This is a genomic window from Streptomyces sp. NPDC017991 (assembly GCF_044328075.1).
Classification (GTDB): Bacteria; Actinomycetota; Actinomycetes; order Streptomycetales; family Streptomycetaceae; genus Streptomyces.
In genome coordinates this window covers 177,235-190,718 of the sequence record NZ_JBIRGP010000006.1, presented here as the reverse complement: position 1 = coordinate 190,718, position 13,484 = coordinate 177,235, and the positions used below count along the sequence as shown (strand labels likewise).

10 protein-coding genes are annotated in these 13,484 nt (G+C 72.0%); 4 read left to right on the top strand and 6 right to left on the bottom strand.

What is annotated here, in order from left to right:
- Window positions 1–215: 215 nt before the first annotated feature.
- The 4 genes from ACH4DZ_RS19705 to ACH4DZ_RS19690 all read right to left on the bottom strand — a co-directional run bounded on the left by ACH4DZ_RS19705 (window position 216) and on the right by ACH4DZ_RS19690 (window position 5,803).
- The gene (locus ACH4DZ_RS19705; protein WP_398288458.1) at window positions 216–1,673 is read right to left on the bottom strand and encodes an NCS2 family permease; all 1,458 of its coding nucleotides are present in this window, start codon (window positions 1,671–1,673) and stop codon (window positions 216–218) included.
- 193 nt (window positions 1,674–1,866) lie between these two features.
- The gene (locus tag ACH4DZ_RS19700) at window positions 1,867–4,290 is read right to left on the bottom strand and encodes a xanthine dehydrogenase family protein molybdopterin-binding subunit (protein WP_398288457.1); all 2,424 of its coding nucleotides are present in this window, start codon (window positions 4,288–4,290) and stop codon (window positions 1,867–1,869) included.
- 2 nt (window positions 4,291–4,292) lie between these two features.
- Window positions 4,293–4,913 (bottom strand): (2Fe-2S)-binding protein, encoded by a 621-nt coding sequence (locus ACH4DZ_RS19695; protein ID WP_398288456.1) that lies wholly within the window; start codon window positions 4,911–4,913, stop codon window positions 4,293–4,295.
- Window positions 4,913–5,803 (bottom strand): FAD binding domain-containing protein, encoded by an 891-nt coding sequence (locus ACH4DZ_RS19690; protein ID WP_398288455.1) that lies wholly within the window; start codon window positions 5,801–5,803, stop codon window positions 4,913–4,915. The genes ACH4DZ_RS19695 and ACH4DZ_RS19690 overlap by 1 nt, the downstream gene beginning before the upstream one ends.
- A 356-nt stretch (window positions 5,804–6,159) precedes the next feature.
- Here ACH4DZ_RS19690 and ACH4DZ_RS19685 point away from each other — a divergent pair, with 356 nt between their 5' ends.
- Window positions 6,160–7,902, top strand: a complete 1,743-nt coding sequence (locus ACH4DZ_RS19685) for a PucR family transcriptional regulator (protein ID WP_398288454.1) — start codon at window positions 6,160–6,162, stop codon at window positions 7,900–7,902.
- Window positions 7,903–8,092: 190 nt separating this feature from the next.
- Window positions 8,093–8,866, top strand: a complete 774-nt coding sequence (locus tag ACH4DZ_RS19680; RefSeq protein ID WP_398288453.1) for a hypothetical protein — start codon at window positions 8,093–8,095, stop codon at window positions 8,864–8,866.
- A 204-nt stretch (window positions 8,867–9,070) separates the two neighbouring features.
- Here the strand turns inward: ACH4DZ_RS19680 and ACH4DZ_RS19675 are convergent, their stop codons facing one another.
- Complete coding sequence (locus ACH4DZ_RS19675; RefSeq protein ID WP_398288451.1) at window positions 9,071–10,030, bottom strand: GntR family transcriptional regulator; 960 nt, start codon at window positions 10,028–10,030, stop codon at window positions 9,071–9,073.
- Window positions 10,031–10,407: 377 nt separating this feature from the next.
- Between ACH4DZ_RS19675 and ACH4DZ_RS19670 the strand changes: the two genes are divergently transcribed.
- Both ACH4DZ_RS19670 and ACH4DZ_RS19665 read left to right on the top strand, forming a co-directional pair.
- On the top strand, window positions 10,408–11,334 hold the full coding sequence (locus ACH4DZ_RS19670) for a (2Fe-2S)-binding protein (protein WP_398288450.1): 927 nt from the start codon (window positions 10,408–10,410) through the stop codon (window positions 11,332–11,334).
- 321 nt (window positions 11,335–11,655) lie between these two features.
- Complete coding sequence (locus ACH4DZ_RS19665) at window positions 11,656–12,687, top strand: DUF2637 domain-containing protein (RefSeq protein ID WP_398288448.1); 1,032 nt, start codon at window positions 11,656–11,658, stop codon at window positions 12,685–12,687.
- A 51-nt stretch (window positions 12,688–12,738) separates the two neighbouring features.
- Here ACH4DZ_RS19665 and ACH4DZ_RS19660 read toward each other — a convergent pair whose 3' ends face one another.
- Window positions 12,739–13,155, bottom strand: a complete 417-nt coding sequence (locus ACH4DZ_RS19660; RefSeq protein WP_398288739.1) for an ATP-binding protein — start codon at window positions 13,153–13,155, stop codon at window positions 12,739–12,741.
- Between the last annotated feature and the right edge of the window lie 329 nt (window positions 13,156–13,484).

The following is a 13,484-nucleotide window of genomic DNA, read 5'->3' as shown; positions in this document are numbered from 1 at the left end:
ACGCACTGCAAGCGCCCGTCCACCGGTGCGGCCAGTGGTGCCCCGCCGGACGGCTCCTCGTCGCCTGCGGGTGCGTCGTGGCTGGGCGCGCAGTTCCCCGCGCCCCTTGCGGGGCGGGTGTGCGCCCCGGCTTTTGGTTTTTAGGGGCGCGGGGAACTGCGCGGCCAACCCCCACCGGGCCGCAGGTTGCATTACCGTGCACCCCGGCGGAGCCCCTAGTGGACGCCCATCCAGCTCTCGATCGGGCTCAGTGCGAAGAAGACCAGGAAGATCGCCGTGAGGCCCCACATGAACGCCCCGACCTCCCGCCCCCTGCCCTGAGCGATCTTGATGGCGACGTAACTGATGACCCCGGCCGCGACGCCCGCCGTGATGGAGTATGTGAACGGCATGATCACGACGGTCAGGAAGACCGGGATCGCGGTGGCGCGGTCGGCCCAGTCCACATGGCGGGCGTTCATCATCATCATGGCGCCGATGACGACGAGGGCAGCCGCCGCGACCTCCCCGGGGACGATCGCCGTCAGCGGGGTGAAGAAGAGGCAGGCCGCGAAGAACAGGCCCGTGACGACGGAGGAGAGCCCGGTGCGGGCACCTTCGCCGACCCCCGTCGCCGACTCCACGAACACCGTCTGACCGGACGCGCCCGCGACCCCGCCGATCGCGCCGCCCGCGCCGTCGACGAACAGTGCCTTGGACAGGCCCGGCATCCGGCCCTTGTCGTCGGCGAGGCCCGCCTCGGTGCCGACGCCGATGATGGTGGCCATCGCGTCGAAGAACCCGGCGAGGACGAGCGTGAAGACGATCATGCCGACCGTCATCGCGCCGACCTCGCCCCAGCCGCCGAACTCGACGTCACCGAAGATCGAGAAGTCGGGCATCGACACCGCGCTGCCGTGCAGTTCGGGCGCGCCGCCGGCCCACTGCTTCGGGTCGATCACGTCGAGGGCGTTGAGGACCACGGCGAGTACGGTTCCGCCGACTATGCCGATCAGGATCGCGCCGGGGACGCCGCGGGCCTGCAGCATGAAGATGGCCAGCAGCGTGACGGCGAACAACAGCACCGGCCAGCCCGCCAGTTCGCCCGTAGCGCCGAGCGAGACCGGGGTCGCCTCGCCCTGGTGGACGAAGCCCGCCTTCACCAGGCCGATGAGCGCGATGAACAGACCGATGCCCATGGTGATCGCGTGCTTCAGCGCCAGCGGTATCGCGTTCATGATCATTTCTCGTAGCCCGGTGACCACGAGCAGCATGATCACCACGCCGTACATCACGCACATGCCCATGGCCTGCGGCCAGGTCATCTGGGGCGCGACCTGCGAGGAGAGAACGCCGGAGACGGACAGTCCCGCGGCGAGGGCCAGCGGCACCTTGCCGAAGAAGCCCATCAGGAGCGTGGTGAAGGCCGCGGCGAACGCCGTCGCGGTGATCAGGGCCTGTCTGCCGAGCGTGTCCCCCGCCACGTCCTTGCCCGACAGGATCAGGGGGTTGAGGAGGAGGATGTACGCCATCGCCATGAAGGTGGTGACTCCGCCGCGCACCTCACGCGCGGCCGTGCTTCCCCGCAGGGAAATGTGGAAGTAGCGGTCGAGCCAGGACCGGCCGGCCGGGACGCGGGTTCCTTCACCCGCGTCGTCGGCGGTGGTCCTGGGCTCCAGTGACTGCTGGGTCATGGTGCCTTCTCCCAAGGTTCATAGGGGCACCCGCGCCCTGCTTTCGGCTTGCGCGGGTTTTGGGAAGGTGCACGACCCGGGGGACGGCCCGAGACGAGACGCGGTGCTGTACTTGCGCCGGTGCCGGGGGCGCCGTGGGACACACGGTCACCCGGCGCCGCGCCGGGGGCCGTCCGTGAGGACGACAGGCGGACTACGCCGTGCCCGTCAGGTGCTCCGGCCGGACAGGCGTCCTGTTGAGCTCCAGACCCGTCGCCTCGCGGATCGCCGCCAGGACGGCCGGGGTCGACGACAGGGTCGGGGCCTCGCCGATACCACGGAGCCCGTACGGCGCGTGGTCGTCGGCGAGTTCGAGCACGTCGACGGGGATGGTCGGCGTGTCGAGGATCGTGGGGATGAGGTAGTCGGTGAAGGAGGGATTCCTGACCTTCGCCGTGACGGGGTCGACGATGATCTCCTCCATCACCGCGATACCCAGGCCCTGGGTCGTACCGCCCTGGATCTGGCCGATGACGGACAGCGGGTTGAGCGCCTTGCCGACATCCTGCGCGCAGGCCAGTTCGATGACCTTCACCAGGCCCAGTTCGGTGTCCACCTCGACGACGGCGCGGTGGGCTGCGAACGAGTACTGGACGTGTCCGAAGCCCTGTCCGGTGCGCAGGTCGAAGGCCTCGGTCGGCCGGTGCCGCCACTCCTCCTCGACCTCCACCGCCTCGTCTTCGAGTACGTCGACCAGGTCGGCCAGGACCTCGCCGCCGTCGGTGACGACCTTGCCGCCCTCCAGGAGCAGTTCGGCGGTCGCCCAGGCCGGGTGGTACGTACCGAGCTTGCGTCGGCCGATCTCCAGGACCTTCTCGCGGACCAGCTCGCACGCGTTCTTCACGGCGCCGCCGGTGACGTACGTCTGGCGGGAGGCCGAGGTCGAACCGGCCGAGCCCACCTGCGTGTCCGCCGGCCGGATCGTCACCTGGGCGACGCCCAGCTCGGTGCGGGCGATCTGCGCGTGGACGGTGACCCCGCCCTGGCCGACCTCCGCCATCGCGGTGTGGACGGTCGCGACGGGCTCGCCGCCGACGACCTCCATACGGACCTTGGCGGTCGAGTAGTCGTCGAAGCCCTCGGAGAAGCCGACGTTCTTTATGCCGACCGCGTAGCCGACACCCCGTACGACGCCTTCGCCGTGGGTGGTGTTGGAGAGGCCGCCGGGGAGCTGGCGGACGTCCGCCGCCTCGCCGGCCGCGAGCCACTGCTGCTCGGGCGGCATCGGCATCGCCTTGACGCGGCGCAGGAGTTCGGCGACCGGGGCGGGTGAGTCGACCGGCTGGCCGGTGGGCATCAGCGTGCCCTGGGACATCGCGTTGAGCTGCCGGAACTCGACCCGGTCCATGCCCACCGCGTCCGCCAGCTTGTCCATCTGCGCCTCGTAGGCGAAGCACGCCTGGACCGCGCCGAAGCCGCGCATGGCACCGCAGGGCGGGTTGTTGGAGTAGAGGGCGATGGCTTCGATGTCGACGTCTTCGAGGACGTACGGGCCGACCGCCAGGGACGCCGCGTTGCCGACGACGGCCGGGGACGCGGAGGCGTACGCGCCGCCGTCGAGGACGATCCGGCACTTCATGTGGGTCAGCTTCCCGTCCTTCGTCGCCCCGTGCTCGTAGTGGAGCTTCGCGGGGTGGCGGTGGACGTGGCCGAAGAAGGACTCGAAGCGGTTGTAGACGATCTTGACCGGTTTGCCCGTGCGGAGTGCCAGCAGGCAGGCGTGGATCTGCATGGACAGGTCCTCGCGGCCCCCGAACGCGCCGCCGACGCCGGACAGCGTCATGCGCACCTTGTCCTCGGGCAGACCCAGGACCGGGGCGATCTGGCGCAGGTCGGAGTGCAGCCACTGGGTGGCCACGTAGAGGTCCACGCCCCCGTCCTCGGCGGGTACGGCGAGGCCCGACTCGGGGCCCAGGAACGCCTGGTCCTGCATGCCGAAGGTGTACTCGCCCTCGACGATGTGATCGGCGCGCTGCCGGGCCGACTCGACGTCGCCGCGGACGACCGGCTGGCGGTGCACGATGTTCGGGTGCGCGACATGGCCGATGTGGTGGTCGTCGCGGCCCTCGTGGATCAGCGGGGCGTCCGGCGCCGTGGCCGAGGCCTCGTCCGTGACGACCGGCAGTTCCCGGTACTCCACCTTGATCTTGGCGGCGGCCCGGCGGGCGGTCTCGGGGTGGTCGGCGGCCACGATCGCGACGGGCTCGCCGTGGTGGCGGACCCGGCCGTGGGCGAGTACCGGGGTGTCCTGGATCTCCAGGCCGTAGTTCTTCACGGCGGTCGGCAGGTCGTCGTACGTCAGGACGGCGTAGACACCGGGCGTCGCGAGGGCCTCGCCGGTGTCGATGGAGAGGATCTCGGCGTGTGCGACCGTGGAGCGCAGGATCTGGCCCCAGAGCATGTCCTCGTGCCACATGTCGGACGAGTACGCGAACTCGCCGGTGACCTTGAGGGTGCCGTCCGGGCGGAGCGTGGACTCGCCGATGCCGCCCTTGGTCCGCGAACCCTGGGTGACCTTCGTGGGAGTACCGACGGGTGCGGTGGCGCGGGCCGCGTCGGCAGTGGTGTCGGTAGCCATCGTCAGACCGCCTCTCCCTGCCGGGCGGCCGCCAGGCGGACCGCGTCCATGATCTTCTCGTAGCCGGTGCAGCGGCAGAGGTTGCCCGAGAGCGCCTCGCGGATGTCCGCGTCGGTCGGGGTCGGGTTGCGCTCCAGCATCTCGTCGGCCGCGACCAGCAGGCCGGGGGTGCAGAAGCCGCACTGGACGGCTCCGGCGTCGATGAACGCCTGCTGGACGGGGGCGAGTTCGGCGCCCTCACCGGTCTGCGAGTCGGCGGGCCGCGCCTCCCATCGCTTGGCCGCGTCCAAGGGCGTACCGCAGCCGCCGGGGGTCGCGGACGCTCCGGAAGCCTCCGAGGCCCGGGAGGCGCAGCCCGCGTGTTCCGCCCGCTGCTTGGCGAAGTCCGCCAGGCCCTCGACCGTGACGACGTCGCGGCCCTCGACCTGCCCGGCCGCGACCAGACAGGAACAGACCGGAACGTTGTCGAGGCGGACCGTGCAGGAGCCGCACTCGCCCTGCTCGCAGGCGTTCTTCGAGCCCGGCAGGCCCATGCGCTCCCGCAGCACGTACAGCAGGGACTCGCCCTCCCACACGTCGTCGGCTTCCTGCGGACGGCCGTTGACCGTGAAACTGACGCGCATTACGCGACTCCCTCCGTGGCGGCGGCCGTGCCGCGGTACGACTCCCAGGTCCAGGTCAGCGTGCGGCGGGCCATGATGCCCACCGCGTGGCGGCGGTAGCTCGCGGTGCCCCGGACGTCGTCGATGGGGTTGCAGGCGCCGGAGCACAGCTCGGCGAACTGCTTGGCCACCGACGGGGTGATGATCTTGCCGCTGTCCCAGAAGCCGCCCTCTTCGAGCGACGCGTTCAGGAATTCCTCGGCCGCCTCGGCCCGTACGGGCGTGGGCGCCGCCGAACCGATGCCGGTGCGGACCGTGCGGGTGGCGGGGTGCAGGGCGAGGCCGAAGGCGCACACCGCGATCACCATGGCGTTGCGGGTGCCGACCTTGGAGTACTGCTGCGGGCCGTCCGCCTTCTTGATGTGGACGGCTCGGATCAACTCGTCGGGCGCGAGCGCGTTGCGCTTCACCCCGGTGTAGAAGGCGTCGATCGGGATCAGCCGCGTGCCCCGGACGGACTCGGCCTCGACCTCGGCGCCCGCCGCGAGGAGGGCGGGGTGGGCGTCACCGGCCGGGGAGGCGGTGCCGAGGTTGCCGCCGACTCCGCCGCGGTTGCGGATCTGCGGGGAGGCCACGGTGTGGGAGGCCAGGGCCAGGCCGGGCAGCTCGCCGCGCAGGTTGTCCATGATCGCCGAGTACGGGACCGAGGCGCCCAGGCGGACCGACTCCTCGCCGACCTCCCAGTCGCCCAGCTCGCCGATGCGGTTCAGGTCCAGCAGGTACTCGGGCCGGCGGTGGTCGAAGTTGATCTCGACCATCACGTCGGTGCCACCCGCAATCGGCACAGCTGTGGGATGCGCTGCCTTCGCGGCGAGCGCTTCCTCCCAGCTGGCGGGGCGAAGGAAGTCCATGACCGGCTCTCTTCTTCGTCTCGTTGATGGTGCTGATCAAGCCAGATCGTGTGCGGCGGCCCAGGCTCGTTCATGAGTTGTTCACGTGGATGGGAGCCAGTACACAGCGCGTTCCACCAAAGGGGTCAGTCACCGAAACCATGAAGGAGTTGGCTGGCCAGGGCGCGCATCTTGTAGATTCGTATGAACGGAGGTCATCAGTAACCTCCTGGCTTTCCCTCGGAAACGTCAGACGCAGTCCGCTGCGCGTCGGCCACCGGCCGGAATGAGTCCTCCTCTCTCCCCTTCATCGGTTCGGCCCCCTCCATCGGTTCCCCATCCATCGTAATTTTTCGAGACAGAACGGCGGCGACGAGATGCGGCTGCGCGCACTGCTGGACACGGACGCGCTGGGCCTGCGGCTGCTCGGCGGCCAGGACGAGCTGGACCGGACGGTGCGGGGCGTGATGACCACGGACCTGCGGGACCCGAGCCGCTATCTGTCGGGCGGTGAGCTGGTCCTCACCGGGCTCGCCTGGCGCCGTGGCCCGGCCGACTCCGAGCCCTTCGTACGGCTCCTCGCGGGCGCCGGGGTGACGGCACTGGCCGCGGGCGAGGCCGAGCTGGGCGCGGTCCCGGACGACCTGGTGGCGGCCTGCGCGCAGCACCGGCTGCCGCTGTTCGCCGTCAACGAGTCGGTGGCCTTCGCGACGATCACCGAGCACGTCGTGCGGCAGGTGTCGGGCGAGCGCGCTGGGGACCTGGCGGCCGTCGTGGACCGGCACCGCCGGATGATGACCTCCGGCCCGGCGGGCGGCGGCCCGGACGTGGTCCTGGACCTGCTCGGTTCCGACCTGGACCTGCGGGCCTGGGTGCTCTCCCCCGCCGGACGCCTCATCGCGGGCTCGCGGCTCGCGGAGAGCGAACTGCCCGCGCAGGTGTGCGCCACGCTGGCCGGCGAGCACCTGGCGGCGGTGCGCACGGGCCGGCGCGGCCCGCACCGGGTGACGGTGGGCCCGGCCACGTACTCGCTGTTCCCGGTCCGCGGCGGCGGACGCGGTACGCCGGGGGCGCGCGACGTACGCGAGACGGTGCTGTCGGAGTGGCTGCTCGCGGTGGAGGCGGACGCCGGGGACTGGCCGGAGGAGCGGCTCGACCTGCTGGAGGGCGTGACGCAGCTGATCGCCGTGGAGCGGGACCGGCGGGACGCGGCGCGCACCGTGCGGCGCAGGCTCGCGCAGGAGGTGCTGGAGCTGGTGCAGACCGGTGCCGCGCCCGCCGAGATCGCGGCGCGGCTGCGGGTCGCGGCGCCCGTGCTGCTGCCGGGACTGGGCGCGGCCCCGCACTGGCAGGTCGTGGTCGCCCGTGTCGAATGGGACGGGGCGAAGGGCGGGCCCGCGGGATTCGGGGCCGAGTCCGGCGGTGGTGGCAGACGGTCCGAGGGGCCCGCGGGAGGTCCGGCGGGCGGTCCGGTGGCGCAGGCGCTGCTGGAGGAGATCCTGGTCGACCCGCTGTCGTCGGGTCCCGAGCCGTCGGACCGGATCGCGGTCGCCCAGACGGGCGACGAGGCCGTCGCGCTCGTCCCGCTGCCCGCCGTCTCCTCGGAGCACGACGGCTCGGAGACGGGCCTGCTCGCCGACGCGATCCTGGAGGCGGTACGCGAGCCGCTGTCGGCCGGGCTCGACGGCGACGGACGGCTCACGCTGGGGGTCAGCGCGGCCGTGCACTCGGCGGAGGGCCTGCGCGGCGCCCTGGAGGAGGCACGGCACGCGCGGCGGGTGGCCGCGGCCAGGCCCGGGCGGGTGTGCGCGGCGGGCCACCAGGAGCTGGCGTCGCACGTACTGCTGCTGCCCTTCGTGCCGGACGACGTGCGCCGCGCCTTCACGGCCCGGCTGCTGGATCCGCTGCGCGAGTACGACCGCCGGCACCGCGCCGAACTGATCCCGACCCTGGAGGCGTTCCTCGACTGCGACGGGTCCTGGACGCGCTGCGCGGCCCGTCTGCATCTGCACGTCAACACGCTGCGCTATCGGGTCGGGCGTATCGAGCAGTTGACGGGCCGAGATCTTTCCCGGCTTGAGGACAAGCTGGACTTCTTCCTCGCGCTGCGGATGAGCTGAGGTCACAGCGCTGTGGGCGGCGCGGCACCCGTCACCCGAGCCCGGCAGGGAGCCCGGGACGGGCGCCAAGTCCCTTCTCCGCCCCACGACTTTGTGAAATCCTTCACCTACCCCCTTGGCCGGGCGCTCTGATTCGTGCTGAGATGCCGCCACCACTCAACAGCTCAATGGCGTGCTCGGGGAGGGCAACGTGGCGCATCCCGCCATGTCTGGTTACGGAACGACTGCAGGGGACGATCCACTCCAGACCGCGGTATGGCGGCTGCGCTCGCGCGCCTGCTGGGCCGACGCGGCCGCTCTCCTGGAACCACACACGGCATCGGCCGCTCTGCAGAGAGCGTCCCTCCTCGTCGAACGCTGCCTCTACACCGAGCAGGGGTGGGCGGAGGCGGAGGACGCGTTGCGTACGGCGGAGGCGCTGGCCCAGAGCGACGACGAGCGGGGCGCGGCGGCCTGCGAGCGCGGGCAGCTCGCGTACGCGTCGACGCTGCTCGCGGTCCGCGACCGCGCCGACGAGGCACGGGCCGCGCTCGGCCGGGCGGCGGCCCTGATCGCGCCGGGGGCCAGGGGGCGGGCACTGCTGGACTTCCGGCGCGGCCTGCTCGCGGAGAACCTGGCGCACTCGCCGCAGTCCGCGCGCGCCGCCTATCGCCGGGCCCACGCGGGCGCCACCGCGCACGACGACCCGCTGCTCCTGTCCTTCACCTGGCGTCACCTCGCGGGACTCGCGCTGCGCGAGGGCGAGTTGGCGGAGGCCCGGCACGGCTTCGCCGAATCCCTGCGCATCCGCGAGGAGTTGGGCTACCTCGTCGGTACGGCGCCGGCGCTGGCGTCCCTCGCCGACGCGGAGACCGAGCCGGAGGCGTCCCGGCTCCGGGCGGAGGCGGGACGGCTGTTCAAGCTCCTGGGGGGTGTGCCGACCTGGCTGGCGGGACAGCTGGCACCACCGGCGGCCACGGCGTGAAGCGGGCCCCCGAGCCGACACACGGACCGCCTCCCTCCGCAGGCACCGGGCACGCGGACCCGCCGTCCTTCAGGGGCGCGGGGAACTGCGCGACCAGCCCCCACCGGGCCGACTGACGAACGACGCCGCGCGCCCGGGGCCGGGGCCGCGCCCGGTGCCTGGGCACGATCGTGGCGGCGAAGCGCCGAACCCGGTGCGTACCCGCTACGCGCCCGCGAAGTGGTCCCGTATCAAGGACTGCGCCGCCGGAACGTCCCCTCTGGTCAACGCGTCGAGAAAGGCGGTGTGCTGCGCGGCATCCGCCAGGAGATCGGCAAGCGGTCGCCGGGTGGGGGCCCCGGCCAGGGGCCACTGGGCACGGCGGTGCAGGTCGTCCGCGAGCTGCACCAGCTGACGGTTGCCCGAGAGGGCGAGCACCGCGGCGTGGAAGACGCGGTCGGACTCGGCGTAGCGCGCGAGATCGCCGGTGGCCGCTACGGTCGCGGTCGCGTCGGCGAGCGGGCGCAGCTCCGCCCAGCAGGGGGCCGCCACCGTACGGGTCAGCCGCAGCATCACCGGCAACTCGACGAGGGCCCGGATCTCGGCCAGCTCGGCCAGTTCACGGGCCCCGCGCCGGATGACACGGAAACCGCGGTTCGGTACGACCTCGACCGCACCCTCGTTCGCGAGCTGCTGCATGGCCTCGCGCACGGGGGTCGCGGACACGCCGAAGCGTTCGCCGAGCGCGGGGGCGGAGTAGACCTCCCCTGGGGCGAGGTCACCGGCGACGAGAGCGGACCGCAACGCGTCGAGAACCTGCCCCCGCACGGAGGCCCGCTGGATCACGGGCCGGGGAGCCGCGACGGCGAAGGCGGGCCCGGAGACGGGGGCGGCGGGGGAAGGCACGGGCGCAAGGGCGGGGCCGTCGGTGTCCCGCGGTTCCCGTACGCCCTCGCGCGGCACCCGCGGCTGGGGAATCGGTGTCTCGCTGTGGGTGTGCTCGCCGCGGACCGCGTGCGCGACGGGGTCGGCGGGAGCCACCGGGGCCAGGGGAGAGAGGCCGCTCCGAGCGGCCTGGTCGCCGCGGGCGGCCCCGCCCTGCCGCGGTCCGCTGCCGCCGCCACGCGCCTCGGAGCGCGCCTGGGGCGGGACCCGCGGGGCGGCGTCCCCTGGACGGCCTTCCACGGGACGCGTCTCCCCAGGACGCCCCTCCACGGCACGGGCCTCCAAGGGACAGCCTTCCGTGGGACGGGGTCCCGTCGGACGGCCCTCCGCGGGACGCGCCTCCGTAGGGCGCGTCTCCCTGGGACGGTCCTCCGTAGAACGCGTCTCCATGGGAGGGGTCCCCGCCCGACGCGTCTCCGGAGAGGCTCCGGCGGAGCCGTGCCCCTCGCGCGAACCGGCTTTCTCCACGGGGGCCTCCTCCGGGCTGGCGCTGGTGGCGGGTGTGCGGGTGGGAATGTCTGGTGGGTCCGTCGTGACCCCGACAGAACAGGGTAAACCTCGACCCTATCGGGTAAGGTAAGCCTTACCTGCCGAAGATCGAGAAACGGGGTCCTTGCATGTCCGCTCCCGCCCCGGCCGTGACAGCGCCCGTGACCACCGGAGGCGCGCGCCCGGCCCACTCGGCTCTCACCGAGGCGTACACGCGGATGACCGAGGTGTTCCCGGCCCTGGGCGTGACGGAACTCGCCCCGGGCGAGCCCGCCCCGACGGGCGACGGGCGGATCGGGGTCGCGCGGCTCGCGGAGGCGGGTCCCGAGTTCGAGTCCTATCTCGCGTGGGACGACGAGCAGGTGCTGGCCGACCACGGACGGCGGGCCCGCCCGGACGTCATCGCCAGTTTCGGTCTGCACCGGTACGCCTGGCCGGCCTGTCTGCTGATCACGGTTCCGTGGTTCGTGCTGCGCCGCGTCCCCCGTTTCCCGGTGGCGGACGTGACCTTCCAGCGCATGCCCGGCCGTATCGCGGTGCGCGTGGGCGAGTTCGCCTGCCTCCCGGACGACCCCGCGGCGACACTCCCCGGCGCCCGCGTGGTCCGGGACGAAGAGGCTCTGCGCGCCGAGGTACGCGCCTCCGTCGCCGAGCATCTGGAGCCGGTCCTGACCGGTTTCGGCCCGCGCATGCGGCGCAGGGGCCGCGCCCTGTGGGCCATGGCGACCGACGAGGTCGTCGAGAGTCTCCATTACGTCGCCGGTCTGCTGGGTGAGGGGGAGCGCGCGATGTGGGAGCTGGAGCGCCTGTTCCCCGGCACCGTCAAGCCGTACGTCGGCACGGCCGGCTTCCGCGAGGTGACCGGTCCGAACGGCGAGTGCCTGCCCACCCGGGACCGGGCCAGCTGCTGCTTCTACTACACCGTCGAAGCCGAGGACACCTGCGCCAACTGCCCCCGGAACACCGAGGCCGTACGTATCGCGAAGCTGACGGCCCAGGCGGCCGAGGCGGCCCAGGCGGTAGAGACGACCAAGGCGGCCGAGGCCGCGGCCTGAGCCCCACGCGGGATCACCTTCCGCGTCCAGTAAGATCAACTCGGCCTCGAACCGGGTTCTTCACCATGGCCCCGGGTACTGAGGTCACGGCTGGTTCACAATATCCTCACTTGGCGCAGGAACTTTCCGTGGAACCACCCGTACGGGTAATCTAACTCGAACTCAACTCCCGCTCCTCAAGCGGCAGTTCGAGGAGAATGCCGCCCACGCGCATCCCCTTGCACTCTCTTGGCGGCCTCTTGCCCCGAAACCCCCTGAGGACCCGCGGGATTGGGCCACTATGACGGGCGTTACGCCCTATCCCAATGCAAGGGACCCCAGATGAGACTGACCGACATATCGCTGAACTGGCTGCTACCCGGCGCCGTGCTGCTCCTGGGCCTGCTGGCGGCGGTTGCGGTGCTCGCGCGTGGCAAGCGCGCCGGGGAGAAGACCCACGCCGAGGACTCGTGGGAGCGCACGGAGGAACGCCGCAGGCGCAAGGAGGCCATCTACGGCACCGCCTCCTACGTACTGCTGTTCTGCTGCGCCGCGGTCGCCGCCGCACTCTCCTTCCACGGCCTGGTCGGCTTCGGCGAGCAGAATCTGAACCTGTCCGGCGGCTGGCAGTACCTGGTGCCGTTCGGTCTGGACGGCGCGGCCATGTTCTGTTCCGTACTCGCGGTGCGCGAGGCCAGCCACGGTGACGCGGCGCTCGGCTCCCGGATACTCGTGTGGACGTTCGCGGCCGCCGCTGCCTGGTTCAACTGGGTGCACGCCCCCCGGGGCCTCGACCACGCGGGTGCCCCGCACTTCTTCGCCGGCATGTCCCTGTCGGCCGCCGTCCTGTTCGACCGCGCGCTGAAGCAGACCCGCCGCGCCGCTCTGCGCGAGCAGGGCCTGGTGCCCCGGCCGCTGCCCCAGATCCGGATCGTACGGTGGCTGCGCGCCCCTCGTGAGACGTACGGCGCCTGGTCGCTGATGCTCCTTGAGAACGTGCGCAGCCTGGACGAGGCGGTCGAGGAAGTACGCGAGGACAAGCGGGAGAAGGAGCAGAACCGCCTTCGCCGGCGCGACCAGGAGAAGCTGGACCGCGCCCGCATCAAGGCGATCACCCGCGGCCACCGCGGCGCGCTCGGCCGCGGCGGCCGTCAGGCGGAACTCCAGTCGGCCCAAACGGCCACCCAGGCCGCCTCGGAGCCTGCCATATCAACGCCGGAACTACCTTCACGCGCCCGACCCTCGTTGCAGCCGGTTCGCCGAAGCGGGGACTCGGGAACGGTCGATCTCACCGCGGAGGACGACACAATGGCCCTCCCACGACTCGACTCCCTTGAGCGCAAGCTGAAGGACCTGGAGCAGCAGTTCGGCTGAGCGGGACCCGGGGCTCTCGACGGCCTCGACTCCGGACGGGGGCGCGGCATCTCATGCCGCGCCCCCGTCCAGTTCGAACCACACCGCCTTTCCCACCCCGTGCATGCGTACGCCCCACGCGTCGGCGAGCGACTGCACCAGGATCAGACCCCTGCCGTGCGTGCCCTCGTCAGGGTTCGGTATCCGCAGCCTCGGCCTGCGCCCCTCGAAGTCCCGCACCTCCACCCGCAGACCGCGCGGGCCGACGGTCGCCGTCAGCAGCGCGTCCCGGTCGGTGTGGACGAGTGCGTTGGTCACGATCTCACTGGTGAGCAGTTCCGCCGTCTCGGACCTGCCGGGCCTCCCCCAGTGGGCGAGCAGCTCCCGCAGCGCCCTGCGGACCTCGGGCACGGCCCGGAGATCGCAGCGCCGGAGCCTGCGCCTGATGTGCGACAAGCCTTCCTGAAGACCTTGCTGATCGAGCGCGATCTCCGCCGTGTACGCCGTGTCCTGCACGGTCGTGGCCGAATTCACCGTCTCCGCCGAGAAGGCCCCGGATAAGACGGGACCGCCTCCTCGCGCATACCTCTCCATGACCCCCGCCGCTCTCGGTACCCCTCCTGCTCGAACACGTTCACGGAATGCATGCCCCGTCAGGAAAGCCCGCAGTCATGCCGATTCTTCAACCACAGCTTGTACGTGCGTCGTTGGCCCCCGCACGACGCGGGCCGTCCAGCGGCGGAACCCGCCTGTGAGGCCCTCCGGACAGCCCCGCCCACGACGAGAAGTGGTGGGCGGGACGAGTGCCGTGGAGGTCG

Coding starts and splice junctions, on each gene's coding strand:
- ACH4DZ_RS19670 (WP_398288450.1), top strand. CDS start 10,408: ATGTCCGCTCCCGCCCCGGCCGTGACAGCGCCCGTGACCACCGGAGGC.
- ACH4DZ_RS19685 (WP_398288454.1), top strand. CDS start 6,160: ATGCGGCTGCGCGCACTGCTGGACACGGACGCGCTGGGCCTGCGGCTG.
- ACH4DZ_RS19700 (WP_398288457.1), bottom strand. CDS start 4,290: ATGGCTACCGACACCACTGCCGACGCGGCCCGCGCCACCGCACCCGTC.
- ACH4DZ_RS19690 (WP_398288455.1), bottom strand. CDS start 5,803: ATGGACTTCCTTCGCCCCGCCAGCTGGGAGGAAGCGCTCGCCGCGAAG.
- ACH4DZ_RS19695 (WP_398288456.1), bottom strand. CDS start 4,913: ATGCGCGTCAGTTTCACGGTCAACGGCCGTCCGCAGGAAGCCGACGAC.
- ACH4DZ_RS19705 (WP_398288458.1), bottom strand. CDS start 1,673: ATGACCCAGCAGTCACTGGAGCCCAGGACCACCGCCGACGACGCGGGT.
- ACH4DZ_RS19665 (WP_398288448.1), top strand. CDS start 11,656: ATGAGACTGACCGACATATCGCTGAACTGGCTGCTACCCGGCGCCGTG.